The sequence below is a fragment of the Streptomyces sp. NPDC001339 genome (assembly GCF_042895955.1).
In the GTDB taxonomy this organism is placed as follows: Bacteria; Actinomycetota; Actinomycetes; order Streptomycetales; family Streptomycetaceae; genus Streptomyces.
In genome coordinates this window covers 335,141-347,552 of sequence record NZ_JBIAWT010000001.1, presented here as the reverse complement: position 1 = coordinate 347,552, position 12,412 = coordinate 335,141, and the positions used below count along the sequence as shown (strand labels likewise).

Below are 12,412 nucleotides of genomic sequence, written 5' to 3'. Positions count from 1 at the left end.
GGCCGCTGGGGGTCAGAGACCGTTGCGGTGTGCGCGGAGGTGCTCGGCCACGGGGGTGAGCGAGGTGCGGAGCGCTTCGAGGGCCTCGGGGGAGAACAGGTCGATGAAGTGCTTGCGGACCGAGGCGACATGGTGCGGGGCGACCCGGCGCATGGTGTCCCAGCCCTCTTCCGTCAGAACGGCGTAGAGGCCTCGGCGGTCCGACTCACAGCTCTCGCGGCGCACCAGGCCGGCGCTCTCCATGCGGGTGATCTGGTGGGAGAGACGGCTTTTGGATTGCAGGGTGTTGGCCGCGAGGTCGCTCATCCGGAGCCGGTGGTCCTCGGCCTCGGAGAGGTTGACCAGGATCTCGTAGTCGTTGTTGGTCAGGCCGAACGGCTGGAGATCGCGCTCGAGTTGGTGCATCAGCAGCCTGCTGACGTCCAGATGAGTGCGCCAGGCACGCTGCTCCTGGTCGGTCAGCCAGGGGGTGTCGCTGTCGGTCGTCATGGAGGAATTCTACTCGCAAATGTTGAATAGCGAATTAACTGAGCTGTGTGGGTTGTTCGGGCGGCGAGGACGGTGACCCCGGCCGGCCGGGGCCGGCGTTGGTCAGACGTTCGAGGTCACCGTCCGCAGACTACCGCTCACAGCCCGAAGCGGCGCTGGAGGCTCCCGAGGTTGCCGGGCAACTGGGGCAGTTGTGAGCCACCGGGCGAAACGTGTCCGCCGCCGCCCGGACCATGTCCGCCACCGCCCGGAACGCCCTCCTCGGCCGGTACGGCAGCCGTCGCCAGCTCCGGCATCAGCTGCTCCGTCGACTGCAGCAGGACCGTCCCGGCGCCGACGAACTCGAACTGGTGCTCCTCGCCGGACGCCCCGCCGATACCCGTGTGCGCCCGCAGTCCGCCCAGGAATCCCCGCAGGTACTGGTGGTCGTAGTGGTGGCACGGGGAGGGGCAGTCCGCCCAGCCGACCAGCGCCTGGGGATCCACCCGGACCGGCGGCTCCATGAAGACCACCGGGCCGTTGGAGGCGGCCACGAACTTGCCCGTCCCGATGAGGGTGAGGAAGCCCGGAATGATCGACTGCTTCAGCGACAGAGATGGCTGAAACGCGAGCAAGTTGCCCGAGCGAATCGTGAGGTTGCCGTCCTCGAGATCGTACGAATTCACATCGAAGGCGCGGTCCGCGAGCAGCATCTTTCCCTGGCCCTCGGCGACCACCCAGTCCGCGGCGTGCAGTGGCGAATGAAAACTTCCGGCGATCAGCCGGTCCAGCCGGCCGTGCCCGATGCCCTGGAAGTCGATCTGCCCGTAGTAGGCGATCATCTTCCCCTTCTGCAGGAACCACTGGCCGTTCAGCTCCACACTGAACGTGTACGGATTGACGTTGTCGTCGGCCGGGAGCGAAAAGACGTCGTGGACGACGGGACCGGTCACCGCTTCTTCTCCGATCACAGCTTCTCCTCCGAGGCCTGTACGTAGACGGTGCCCTGGCCCGACAGCTCCAGCTGGAAGGCCTCGCCGGAGCCCCGTCCGACCATCTCGCGCCAGCCGAGCGCGGTGGACAGCTTGTTGCGGACCTCGCCGCGGTGCGCCACATAGGCCTGCGGATCGACATGCACCGGGCGCTGGGGCGTGATCGGCAGCTCGATGACGCCGCCGTGCGCCATCACCGCGGCCGAGCCGACGCCCTTCAGTGTCGTGGTGAACAGGCCCTGGCCGGTGACCTGGCCGCGCACCATTCCCATCACCCCGCCCTGCGCACCCATGAACATCGTGCCCTGCTGCAGCGAGCCGTCGAAGGCCAGCAGCCGGTCGGCCTCGACGTACAGCGTCTCGCCCGTCAGGTCGACGACATGGACGTGATGGCCGCCGTGGCCGAACATCACCGTGCCGGTGGGGGCACCTCCCTGGTCATTAAGACCTTGGGGGACTTCCACTGTCATGAGGGGCGTGGCCTCATTGGCGATACGGCGGCCGATCATCGAACCGACCCCGCCCTGACCGCCCTGGATGTTCGGGGTGAACTGCACATCGCCGCGGTAGGCGAGCATCGCCCCGCGCTGGCTGAACATCCGCTGGCCCGGCCCGATCCTGGCCTCCACCATGTACGCGTTGATCGCCGTGAACGGCATCAGACCTCACCTCCGAACGTCTCGCGCTCGCTCGGCTGGACATACACCAGGCCCTCGCCCTCGAAGCGGATCTGGAAGGCCTCACCGGAGCCCTCCCCTATGAACGTGCGGAAGTTCACCCCGGACTGGAACTGCTGCCGGAGGTCGCCGGTATGCGCCACATACGCGCCCGGGTCGACCTGGAGCGGGCTCTGCTTGGTGACCCGCAGCGCCACCGCCGGACCGTGGGAGATGATCGCCGCCTGCCCGCTGCCCTCGACCGTCGTCGTGAACAGCCCGTTGCCCTGCGAGGCGCCGCGCAGTCCGGTGAACGTCGTGCCCGTCCGCAGCGCCGCGTCCGTGCACAGCAGGTTGCCGGCCTCCACGTAGAGCTTCTCGCCGCTCAGCCGCACGAGGTTGATCTCGCTGGCGCGGTCGGCGAAGTAGCAGGTGCCGTGCCCCTTCACCTCCATCACGGCCATCTGTTCCCCGGTCAGCCGCCGGGTCACCATGCCACGCAGACCCTCCCCGCCGCCGGTCATCTTCTTGAACGACATCTGGCCGTCGTACGCGACCATCGAGCCGTTCTTCGCCTTCACGGCGTCGCCCGTCATGTCGACGGCGAGCACCTTGCTCCCCTGGAGCCGAAACTGAGCCACGGGTCAGACGGTAGTCGGCGCAGGCCGCGCGGGGGAGATTCCGGGCCCCTGAAGGTCACCCTGAGATCTCCCTGAGGCGTTCTGAAGGTCTCCCTGAGGCGTTCCGACGATTCCCGGACGCATGTCCCGATGCATGACGAGGCCCGCGGTGACCGCTCTCACCTCCCCCCGGCGCGGTGACCGCCGGGACGGCTGCGACAATGGGCCGACGCTTGTGAACCCATGCACAAGCTTCGCCGTGCTCCTCCTCCCTCCCCGCCACCCGAACGAGGTTCCCGTGGACATCAAGACCGCCGCCGCCCTGCACCGCCTGCGCCTGGCATCCATCCCGGAGGCGCTCTCCTTCCCGGCCCTGCTGATCTTCGGCACCGGTTTCCGCCTGGCCTTCGGCTACGACAGCCTGGTGATGCCCCTCGGCCTGATCCACGGCCTGCTCTTCATCACCTACGTCGTGCTGCTGCTGGACGTGTGGAACCGCACCAAGTGGTCCTTCAAGCGCGTCGCCTTCTTCTTCGTGCTGGCGATCCTGCCGTTCGGCGGCCTCTACGGCGACCGGGTCCTCAAGCGGGAGGAAGAGGCCGGCGTGATCGCCGCCCGCGCCCGCAAGGAAGGCGTGGTCAACGCCTGACGGCCGGACCGTCGCCCGCTCCGTAACCGCCTGGGCGCCGCGGGAAGTTGCGCCGAAGCGCCGGAGGACGGGTGCGGCGCCTGGCAGGCTGCCGTCATGTCCTCGTCCACCGGGCCGGGCCGGGTCACCGGCTACCGTGCCGTCTTCGCCGTCGCCGAGTTCCGGTACGTCTTCGCCGCGCATCTGCTCTCCTCCCTCGGCGTGGTCGTCTGCGAGATCGCGCTGAGCGTCCTGGTCTTCCGGCTGACCGACTCGCCGCTGCTGAGCGCCCTCACGTTCGCGCTGGGGCTGCTGCCGTACGTCGTCGGCGGGACGCTGCTGTCCGCGGTCGCCGACCGGTATCCGGCCCGCCGGGTGCTGGTCGGATGTGACGCGCTGTGCGCGGCGGCCGCGGTCGGCATGGTCGTGCCGGGCACACCGGTCGCCGTGCTGCTCGCCCTGCGCTGTGTGATCGCCGCCGTCGCACCGGTCTTCGCCGGTACGCGGGCGGCGACGCTGGAGGACATCCTGGGGGAGGGGGAACCGTTCGTCCTGGGGCGGTCGGTGATCCGGATCGTCAACCAGAGCGCGCAGCTGGCCGGCTTCGGAGCCGGTGGTCTGCTGCTGGCGGTGGCGTCCCCCGAAGCGGTGCTCGCGGTCACCGCCGCCACCTTCACCGCCTCAGGACTGCTGCTACGGCTGGGGACCCGCGCCCGTCCGGCCCGCGACGGCGCCCACGACGACGTCGGCGAGGCGGCGCGCGGCGCGCTGCTGGGGGCCTCGCTGGGCGGCGCCCGCCGGCTGCTGGCCGACCGCCGGGTGCGGGCACTGCTCCTGCTGACCTGGCTGCCGCCGACGTTCGTCGTCATTCCGGAGGCGCTGCTGATTCCGTACGCCGACCGGCTGGGGGTGGGGCCAGCGGGCGCGGGGCTGCTGATGTGCAGCATGCCCGTCGGCGCGGTGGTGGCGGAGAGCCTGGTCGGTACGTTCCTCGGCCCGGAGGCCCGGAGCCGGCTCACCTTCCCCGTGGGGGTCTTCGCCGTCCTGCCGTCCCTCGGGTTCGCCGCGGAGCCCTCGCTCGGCTGGGCGGTGCTGCTGCTGGTGCTGACCGGCACCGGCATCTCGTACAACTTCGGCGTCGACCGGTGGTTCGTCGCCGCGGTCCCCGGGCGGCTGCTGGGCCAGGCGATGACGCTGACGCAGGCGGGCCGGATGACGGTCATGGGCCTGGCGATGGGCGCGGCCGGTGTCGCCGCGGAGTATGCGCCGCTGCGGGTGGTGATGCCGGCGGCCGGGGCGGTGGGGGCGGTGTGCGTCCTGGCGGTGATCGCCGAGGTGCGGCGTACCCGGGGCGGTGAGGCGGCGGAGGGCGTCCGGGGGACGTACGGCGGTCCGGTGCCGACCGAAAGCTGAGACGTGGCTGACCACGATGTGACCGCCGGGTAGGGTCTTAGGCGTGTCGAAGCCGCTCAGCCTTGCATTCGATCCCATCGCCCGCGCCGACGAACTCTGGCGCCGGCGGTGGGGTGCCGTGCCCTCGATGGCCGCGATCACCTCGATCATGCGCGCTCAGCAGATCCTGCTGTCCGAAGTGGACGCGGTGGTCAAGCCGTACGGACTGACCTTCGCGCGCTACGAGGCGCTGGTGCTGCTGACCTTCTCCAAGGCGGGGGAGCTGCCGATGTCGAAGATCGGCGAGCGGCTGATGGTGCACCCCACGTCGGTGACGAACACCGTCGACCGGCTGGTGAAGTCGGGGCTCGTCGCCAAGCGGCCCAACCCGAACGACGGGCGGGGCACGCTCGCCTCCATCACGGACAAGGGGCGCGAGGTGTGCGACGCCGCCACCCGGGACCTGATGGCGATGGACTTCGGGCTGGGCGCGTACGACGACGAGGAGTGCGCGGAGATCTTCGCGATGCTGCGGCCCCTGCGGGTGGCGGCGAAGGATTTCGAGGACGAGGTCTGAGGCGCGCCCCGCGTCCGGGGCCTGAGGAGCGCCCCGCGTCCGGGGGGATTTTTCGGGCGGTTAGGCTCGTCCGCATGAAATCGAGCGTGCTGACCCGCTACCGCGTGATGGCTTATGTCACTGCCGTCATGCTCCTCATCCTCTGCGCCTGCATGGTGGCCAAGTACGGCTTCGGCACGGGCAAGGACCTCACCCTCGTCGTCTCGCAGATCCACGGCGTGCTCTACATCATCTACCTCGTCTTCGCCTTCGACCTGGGCTCCAAGGCCAAGTGGCGGTTCGGGAAGCTCCTGTGGGTGCTGGTCTCGGGGACGATTCCCACGGCGGCGTTCTTCGTGGAGCGCAAGGTCGTACGGGAGACCGCGCCGCTGGTCGCCGGTGACGCTCCGGAGATGGCCAAGGCCTGACGGCGGCGCTACGGGCCGCTACCGGCTACTCACCGTGATGCCTCATTCCTCTTCTCCCTCTGCCATCGACATTTACTAGGACGTCCTAGTAAATTCGAAGGCATGGACGCTGACGCGATCGAGGAAGGCCGCCGTCGCTGGCAGGCCCGGTACGACGCGGCCCCGACGCGGGACGCGGACTTCAGCACGCTCTCCGGCGATCCCGTGGATCCGGTGTACGGGCCCCGGCCCGGGGACACGTACCAGGGCTTCGAGCGGATCGGCTGGCCGGGCGAGTTCCCCTACACCCGGGGCCTGTACGCGACCGGCTACCGGGGACGCACCTGGACGATCCGCCAGTTCGCCGGTTTCGGCAACGCCGAGCAGACCAACGAGCGCTACAAGATGATCCTGAAGGCGGGCGGCGGCGGCCTCTCCGTCGCCTTCGACATGCCGACCCTCATGGGCCGCGACTCCGACGACCCCCGCTCGCTCGGCGAGGTCGGGCACTGCGGCGTCGCCATCGACTCGGCGGCCGATATGGAGGTGCTCTTCAAGGACATCCCGCTGGGCGACGTCACGACCTCCATGACGATCTCCGGGCCCGCCGTCCCGGTCTTCTGCATGTACCTCGTCGCCGCCGAGCGCCAGGGCGTCGATCCGTCCGTCCTCAACGGCACGCTCCAGACGGACATCTTCAAGGAGTACATCGCGCAGAAGGAGTGGCTCTTCCAGCCGGAGCCGCATCTGCGCCTCATCGGCGACCTGATGGAGCACTGCGCGCACGGCATCCCCGCGTACAAACCGCTGTCGGTCTCCGGCTACCACATCCGCGAGGCGGGGGCCACCGCCGCGCAGGAGCTCGCCTACACCCTGGCGGACGGCTTCGGGTACGTGGAGCTGGGGCTCAGCCGCGGCCTGGACGTCAACGCCTTCGCGCCGGGCCTGTCCTTCTTCTTCGACGCCCATGTCGACTTCTTCGAGGAGATCGCCAAGTTCCGTGCGGCGCGCCGGATCTGGGCCCGCTGGATGCGTGAGGTGTACGGCGCGACGAGCGAGAAGGCGCAGTGGCTGCGCTTCCACACCCAGACCGCCGGTGTCTCGCTGACCGCCCAGCAGCCGTACAACAACGTCGTCCGCACCGCGGTCGAGGCGCTGGCGGCCGTGCTGGCCGGCACCAACTCCCTGCACACCAACGCCCTGGACGAGACCCTGGCCCTGCCCAGCCAGCAGGCCGCGGAGATCGCGCTGCGGACGCAGCAGGTACTGATGGAGGAGACCGGTGTCGCCAACGTCGCGGATCCGCTGGGCGGTTCGTGGTACGTCGAGCAGCTCACCGACCGTATCGAGGCGGACGCCGAGAAGATCTTCGACCGGATCAAGGAGCGCGGCGCCCGTGCCGTGCCCGACGGCCGGCACCCGATCGGCCCGGTGACCTCCGGCATCCTGCGCGGTATCGAGGACGGCTGGTTCACCGGCGAGATCGCCGAGTCCGCCTTCCGCTACCAGCAGGCCCTGGAGAAGGGCGACAAGAGGGTCGTCGGCGTCAACTGCCACGAGGGCTCGGCCACCAGCGACCTGGAGATCCTCCGGGTCAGCCATGAGGTCGAACGGGAACAGGTACGGGTCCTCGCGGCCCGTAAGGCGGCCCGTGACGATGACCGGGTGCACACCGCGCTGGGCGGCCTGCTCGCCGCGGCCCGCAACGGCGGCAACATGATCGAGCCGATGCTGGACGCGGTACGGGCCGAGGCGACGCTCGGCGAGATCTGCGGCGCGCTGCGGGACGAGTGGGGGGGCTACACGGAGCCGGCCGGGTTCTGAGACGAGCGGGGCGCACGCCACGCCGTACCGGACCTGACCCGCTTCGGCCTAGCCGCCCGCCGTACGGACCGGCCCCCACTAGCTGTCCGCCATCGGCGCGAGCGGCATCCGCAGCCGGAACAGCGCGCCGCCGCCCGGTGCCCGCTCCGCGGTGAGTTCGGCGCCGTGGGCGCGGGCGATCTGGCGGGCCATGGCCAGGCCCAGGCCCGAGCCGGGGAGGGCGCGGGCGGACTCGGCGCGGTAGAAGCGGTCGAAGACATGCGGGAGGTCTTCGGGGGCGATACCGGGGCCGTGATCGCGGATCGTCAGGTCCAGCTCCCCTGCCCCGCGACCTGCCCCGCGACCTGGCCCGTGACCCGATGCGGGGCCCGGTACGAGGGCGAGTTCGGTGTCCACGGGGCCGCCGGGCGGGGAGAACTTCGCGGCGTTGTCGAGGAGGTTGGACAGCAGCCGGCTGAGCCGGGCCGGGACGCCGGGGACGGTCAGCTCGGCGGCGGCCGGGTCGACGGCGACGGTGAAGGTGATCTCCGGCCAGTGTTCGCGGGCGGCGCCCACCGCGTGCTCCAGGAGGGCCGCCGGGCGCACCTGCTCGACCAGGGGCCGGGGCTCCTCGTCGCGGGCGAGTTCGATGAGGTCGTTGACGAGGGTGGTGACCTCGCGCAGCTGGCGGCCCAGGGCTGCCGAGGCGCGGTCGCGCTGGGCGTCGGTCAGCCGGTCGGCGCGGGCCAGGAGTTCGGCGTTGGTGCGGAGCGCGGTCAGCGGCGTGCGCAGTTCGTGGGAGGCGTCGGCCACCAGCCGGCGCTGGGCGGTGACGGACTGTTCGAGGGCGCCGAGCATGGTGTTGAAGGTGGTGGCGAGGCGGGTGAGTTCGTCCTCGCGGGACGCCGGCCCGGCGGGGAGGGTGATGCGGTGGCGGGCGTCGGAACTGGCGGCGACCCGTTCCGCGGTGGCGGTCAGCCGGGCGATCGGGGCCAGGCCCGTACGGGAGACGCCGTAGCCGAGGGCGCCGGCCAGCAGGATCCCGGCGGCGCCGACCCCGGACAGCGCCCAGGCGGCCTGCCGCACACCGCGCTCGACGGTGTCCGAGCGGAGCGCCACCTGGAGGGCCTGGGCCCGGCCGGGGTGGCGGACGGTGTACATCCGGACGGGCTGTCCGGCGACCGTGAGCTCGCTGTAGTACGCCGTGCGGTGGCCGGCGGCGACCTGGCGGGTGGCGTCGGTGACGGGGAGGGTGTGGTAGCCGCCGCGCGGGTCCTTCGCCGGGTCGGCGGAGACGATCTGGACGCAGGACGTGGCCGGGTACTGGCAGGACTCATCGCCAGGGGTCGGGCCCCAGCCGCGGGTCCGCTGGATGAGCTGGGTCGCCGTCTGGGCCAGGTTGAGGTCGAGCTGACGGGACATCTGGTAGCGGATGATGACGAACGCGGCGGCACAGACGCCGACGGCCACCACGGCCACCGCGGCGGACGCGGCCAGCGCCAGGCGGGTGCGGAGCGGACGGCGGCGCCGCCAGCGGGTGCCGAGGCCGCGGGTGCCGGTCAACGCTCCTCCGCGTGGTCCAGGCGGTAGCCGATGCCGTGCACGGTGTGGACGAGGCGGGGCTCGCCGCCCGCCTCCAGCTTGCGGCGGAGGTAACCGATGTAAACGGCCAGGGAGTTGGAGTCCGGTCCGAAGTCGCGGCCCCAGACCCGCTCCAGGATCAGCTCGCGCGGCAGCACCTGGCCCGGGTGCAGCAACAGCAGCTCCAGCAGCGCCCATTCGGTGCGGCTGAACTCCACCGCGCGGTCCGCCCGGTGGCCGCTGCGGGTCACCGGATCGACGACCAGGTCGTCGAAGACGAGCCGGGTGTCCTCAATGGCACCGGCCGCGGCGCGGCGCAGCAGGGCGCGGACCCGGGCCACCAGCTCGTCCAGGGCGAACGGCTTGACCAGGTAGTCGTCGGCACCGGCGTCCAGGCCGTCGACCCGTTCGCTGACCGAGTCCAGCGCGGTCAGGACGAGGATGGGGGTGCGGTCGTCCAGGGCGCGCAGCCGGCGGCAGACGGCGAGGCCGTCCAGCACCGGCATCATCACGTCCAGCACGATGGCGTCCGGCTGCCAGGCGGCGACCTCCGACAGGGCGGCCAGGCCGTCGGCCGCACCGCGTACGGTGTACCCCTCCACGGCGAGGCCGTCCGACACGGCGGCGCGCACCTCCGGTTCGTCGTCGACGACGAGGATCCTGGGCGACGAAGCCTCTGCGGGCTCGGAGGGCTCGGGCGGCTCGGGCGGAATGGAGAACGGCGGCATGGCTACAGGCTGCCAAACCCTCTCTTAGAACGTTCTTAGGGCGCGTCGCGAGCGTGGCGGCCATGCGCACACCACTCTCCGTCGTGATCGGTGCGGGCGGCACCGGCGGCCACATCTATCCCGGACTCGCCCTCGCCGACGCGCTCCGCCAGGCCGTGCCCGATGCGGTGATCTCCTTCGTCGGGACCGAGCGCGGTCTGGAGACGCGGCTGATCCCGCAGGCCGGATACCGGCTGCACACCGTCGACATGATCCCCTTCGATCCGTCACTGGGCGCGCGCCGGTATCTGCTGCCGGCCGCGCTGCTGAAGTCGGGCGCCCAGTGCCGGGCCATCCTCCGCGAACAGCAGGCCCAGGTCGCGGTCGGGATGGGCGGCTATCCCAGTGCCCCGGTGATCGTCGGGGCGCGGATGGCCGGACTGCCGAGCCTGATCCACGAGTCCAACGCGGTGCCCGGCCGAGCCAACCGGTTCGCGGCCCGGCTCACCCCGCACCTCGCCCTCGCCTTCGACCGCAGCCGGGAGCATCTGGCCGGCGGTGAGCGGGCCGAGACGGTGGGGATGCCGCTGGTCGGTCCGCTGGCGGAGCTGGACCGGGCGGCGCTGCGGCCCGCGGCCCGCACGGCGCTGGGCGTCCCGGACAGCGCGCGGCTGCTGCTCTTCAACGGCGGCAGCCTGGGCGCGGCCCGGCTGACCGAGGCCGCGGTGGGCCTGGCCGCCCGCTACCGGTCGCGGACGGATCTGCGGCTGCTGATCAAGACCGGCCCCGCGGCCCTGGAGGAGACCCGGGCGCGGCTCGCGGCCAACGGAGGGGCCGCCGTGGCCGAGGCCGTGCCCTATCTGGACCGGATGGATCTGGCGTACGCGGCCGCCGATCTCGTGGTGTGCCGGGCGGGTTCGGCGACCGTCGCCGAGCTCGCCACGATCGGCATGCCGGCCGTCCTGGTGCCCTATCCGCACGCACCCGGCGACCACCAGACACACAACGCGCGGGTGCTCTCCGACGCCGGGGCGGCGGAGCTGCTGCCCGACGCGGAGACCTCGGCGGAGCGCCTGGACGCGCTGATCGGGCCGCTCCTGGCGGACCCCGCCCGGCTCGCCGCGATGGGCGCCGCCGCCGACCCCGGTACCCACGCCCGGGCCGCCGACCTGCTGGCCGCCAAGACGCTGTCACTGGCCGGCCACCCGTACTCCCACCACCTGAAGAACCTTCTGAAGGAGTCAGCATGAGCAGCAGCATCACCACCGCCCAGCAGTGGACGGGCCGCACGGTCCTGGTGACCGGGGCCGAGGGGTTCATCGGCTCGACCCTGGTCGACATGCTGGTCGAGGCCGGTGCCGACGTACGCGCCTTCGTGCACTACAAGCCGTACGCCGAGAAGGGCAATCTGGCGCGCTACCTGCGGCCGGGCGGCCCCGTGGAGATGATCGCCGGAGACGTCCGGGACGCCGGGCGGGTGGCGGACGCGGTCGCGGGCTGCGACACGGTCTTCCACCTGGCCGCGCTGATCGGCATCCCGTGCAGCTACGACTCGCCCGGCGCGTATGTGCAGACGAACGTGGTGGGGACGGAGAACATCGCGGAGGCCTGCCGCCGCCATGCCGTACGGCGGCTGGTGCACACCTCCACCAGCGAGGTCTACGGGACCGCGCTGGTGGCACCGATCTCCGAGGACCATCCGCTGCAGCCGCAGTCGCCGTACTCCGCCTCGAAGATCGGCGCGGACATGATGGCGCTGTCGCACTGGCACGCGTTCGAGCTGCCGGTCACGGTCGTCCGGCCGTTCAACACCTACGGCCCCCGGCAGTCCGCGCGCGCCGTGATCCCCACCATCCTGGCCCAGCTCCACTCCGGCGCCCGCCAGATCAAACTGGGCTCGCTCACCCCGACCCGGGACTTCACCTACGTCACCGACACCGCCGCCGGATTCCTCGCCATGGCCGACTGCGACCGGGCCCTGGGCCAGGTCGTCAACCTCGGCACCGGGCGCGAGATCGCGATCGGTGCCCTCGCCGAGGCGCTGATCGCCGCCTCCGGCCGTGACGCGGAGGTCGTCGTCGACCCGGCACGGCTGCGCCCCTCGGGCAGCGAGGTGGAGCGACTGCTGTCGGACAACACCCGCGCCCGGGAGTGGGCCGCATGGCGTCCCGAGGTCTCGCTGGAGGAGGGCCTGAAGCGGACGTCGGCGTGGGTGGAGGAGAACCTCCACCTCTTCGCGCCGGGTCGCTACGCAGTGTAGCTGCGCTGGCTGGCTTCCCACGTTGTCGTCTGCGGCGCCGTACCTTCCGTTTCGCCGTTGCGCCTGCGGCGGGCGTGGGTTGGTCGGGTGCGGGTCCGCTCCTCCGGACTGGCGTCCTGCGGAGCGGCCCCTCCCGTGAGGGGGAGGAAAAACGGTGAGCGGGGGTGTACGCGAGTGGTCCACTGCGGGCACGCAAGGGGCTGCGTACACCCCCACCGGTCTTCTTCCACCCATCCACGGGAGGGGGCGGACCGCAGAACGAAGTTCGGAGGGGCGCACCCGTGACGTACAGCCCCGCGCAGCGGCAAACAGCCCGCCGCCAGGCGACACGGCGGGAAAGCC

Annotated in this window: 13 protein-coding genes; 7 read left to right on the top strand and 6 right to left on the bottom strand. The window is 71.4% G+C overall.

Annotated elements, in window-relative coordinates; translation table 11 throughout:
• Nucleotides 1-12: 12 nt before the first annotated feature.
• The 4 genes from ACFY12_RS01450 to ACFY12_RS01435 form a co-directional block, all read right to left on the bottom strand.
• Entirely contained in the window at nucleotides 13-489 is a 477-nt protein-coding gene (locus ACFY12_RS01450; protein ID WP_390713648.1) for a MarR family winged helix-turn-helix transcriptional regulator, read from the bottom strand.
• A 137-nt stretch (nucleotides 490-626) separates the two neighbouring features.
• Nucleotides 627-1,421 carry an AIM24 family protein gene (locus ACFY12_RS01445; protein ID WP_390714337.1) on the bottom strand — a complete coding sequence of 265 codons (795 nt, stop codon included), beginning with the start codon at nucleotides 1,419-1,421 and terminating at the stop codon, nucleotides 627-629.
• Nucleotides 1,422-1,435: 14 nt separating this feature from the next.
• A complete protein-coding gene (locus ACFY12_RS01440) occupies nucleotides 1,436-2,119 on the bottom strand; it encodes an AIM24 family protein (protein ID WP_390713647.1) in 684 nt (227 codons plus the stop codon).
• A complete protein-coding gene (locus ACFY12_RS01435) occupies nucleotides 2,119-2,757 on the bottom strand; it encodes an AIM24 family protein (RefSeq protein WP_390713646.1) in 639 nt (212 codons plus the stop codon). The genes ACFY12_RS01440 and ACFY12_RS01435 overlap by 1 nt, the downstream gene beginning before the upstream one ends.
• Before the next feature lie 277 nt (nucleotides 2,758-3,034).
• Here ACFY12_RS01435 and ACFY12_RS01430 point away from each other — a divergent pair, with 277 nt between their 5' ends.
• From ACFY12_RS01430 to ACFY12_RS01410, 5 genes are all read left to right on the top strand, one after another.
• On the top strand, nucleotides 3,035-3,385 hold the full coding sequence (locus tag ACFY12_RS01430; protein ID WP_390713645.1) for a DUF3817 domain-containing protein: 351 nt from the start codon (nucleotides 3,035-3,037) through the stop codon (nucleotides 3,383-3,385).
• Between the two features lie 96 nt (nucleotides 3,386-3,481).
• Nucleotides 3,482-4,777 (top strand): MFS transporter, encoded by a 1,296-nt coding sequence (locus tag ACFY12_RS01425; RefSeq protein ID WP_390713644.1) that lies wholly within the window; start codon nucleotides 3,482-3,484, stop codon nucleotides 4,775-4,777.
• Between the two features lie 43 nt (nucleotides 4,778-4,820).
• Entirely contained in the window at nucleotides 4,821-5,333 is a 513-nt protein-coding gene (locus ACFY12_RS01420) for a MarR family winged helix-turn-helix transcriptional regulator (RefSeq protein WP_390713643.1), read from the top strand.
• Between the two features lie 74 nt (nucleotides 5,334-5,407).
• Complete coding sequence (locus tag ACFY12_RS01415) at nucleotides 5,408-5,740, top strand: DUF3817 domain-containing protein (RefSeq protein WP_390713642.1); 333 nt, start codon at nucleotides 5,408-5,410, stop codon at nucleotides 5,738-5,740.
• Nucleotides 5,741-5,842: 102 nt separating this feature from the next.
• Nucleotides 5,843-7,543 (top strand): methylmalonyl-CoA mutase, encoded by a 1,701-nt coding sequence (locus tag ACFY12_RS01410; RefSeq protein WP_390713641.1) that lies wholly within the window; start codon nucleotides 5,843-5,845, stop codon nucleotides 7,541-7,543.
• Nucleotides 7,544-7,621: 78 nt separating this feature from the next.
• On the opposite strand, the gene ACFY12_RS01405 is transcribed toward ACFY12_RS01410, so the two are convergent.
• Entirely contained in the window at nucleotides 7,622-9,085 is a 1,464-nt protein-coding gene (locus tag ACFY12_RS01405) for a sensor histidine kinase (RefSeq protein ID WP_390713640.1), read from the bottom strand.
• Nucleotides 9,082-9,831 carry a response regulator transcription factor gene (locus tag ACFY12_RS01400; RefSeq protein ID WP_390713639.1) on the bottom strand — a complete coding sequence of 250 codons (750 nt, stop codon included), beginning with the start codon at nucleotides 9,829-9,831 and terminating at the stop codon, nucleotides 9,082-9,084. The genes ACFY12_RS01405 and ACFY12_RS01400 overlap by 4 nt, the downstream gene beginning before the upstream one ends.
• 62 nt (nucleotides 9,832-9,893) lie before the next feature.
• On the opposite strand from ACFY12_RS01400, the gene ACFY12_RS01395 reads away from it, so the two are divergent.
• Entirely contained in the window at nucleotides 9,894-11,060 is a 1,167-nt protein-coding gene (locus tag ACFY12_RS01395) for a glycosyltransferase (protein ID WP_390713638.1), read from the top strand.
• The gene (locus ACFY12_RS01390) at nucleotides 11,057-12,070 is read left to right on the top strand and encodes an SDR family NAD(P)-dependent oxidoreductase (RefSeq protein ID WP_390713637.1); all 1,014 of its coding nucleotides are present in this window, start codon (nucleotides 11,057-11,059) and stop codon (nucleotides 12,068-12,070) included. The genes ACFY12_RS01395 and ACFY12_RS01390 overlap by 4 nt, the downstream gene beginning before the upstream one ends.
• Nucleotides 12,071-12,412: the final 342 nt, after the last annotated feature.

Coding starts and splice junctions, on each gene's coding strand:
- ACFY12_RS01410 (WP_390713641.1), top strand. CDS start 5,843: ATGGACGCTGACGCGATCGAGGAAGGCCGCCGTCGCTGGCAGGCCCGG.
- ACFY12_RS01425 (WP_390713644.1), top strand. CDS start 3,482: ATGTCCTCGTCCACCGGGCCGGGCCGGGTCACCGGCTACCGTGCCGTC.
- ACFY12_RS01400 (WP_390713639.1), bottom strand. CDS start 9,831: ATGCCGCCGTTCTCCATTCCGCCCGAGCCGCCCGAGCCCTCCGAGCCC.
- ACFY12_RS01395 (WP_390713638.1), top strand. CDS start 9,894: ATGCGCACACCACTCTCCGTCGTGATCGGTGCGGGCGGCACCGGCGGC.
- ACFY12_RS01440 (WP_390713647.1), bottom strand. CDS start 2,119: ATGCCGTTCACGGCGATCAACGCGTACATGGTGGAGGCCAGGATCGGG.
- ACFY12_RS01415 (WP_390713642.1), top strand. CDS start 5,408: ATGAAATCGAGCGTGCTGACCCGCTACCGCGTGATGGCTTATGTCACT.
- ACFY12_RS01390 (WP_390713637.1), top strand. CDS start 11,057: ATGAGCAGCAGCATCACCACCGCCCAGCAGTGGACGGGCCGCACGGTC.
- ACFY12_RS01450 (WP_390713648.1), bottom strand. CDS start 489: ATGACGACCGACAGCGACACCCCCTGGCTGACCGACCAGGAGCAGCGT.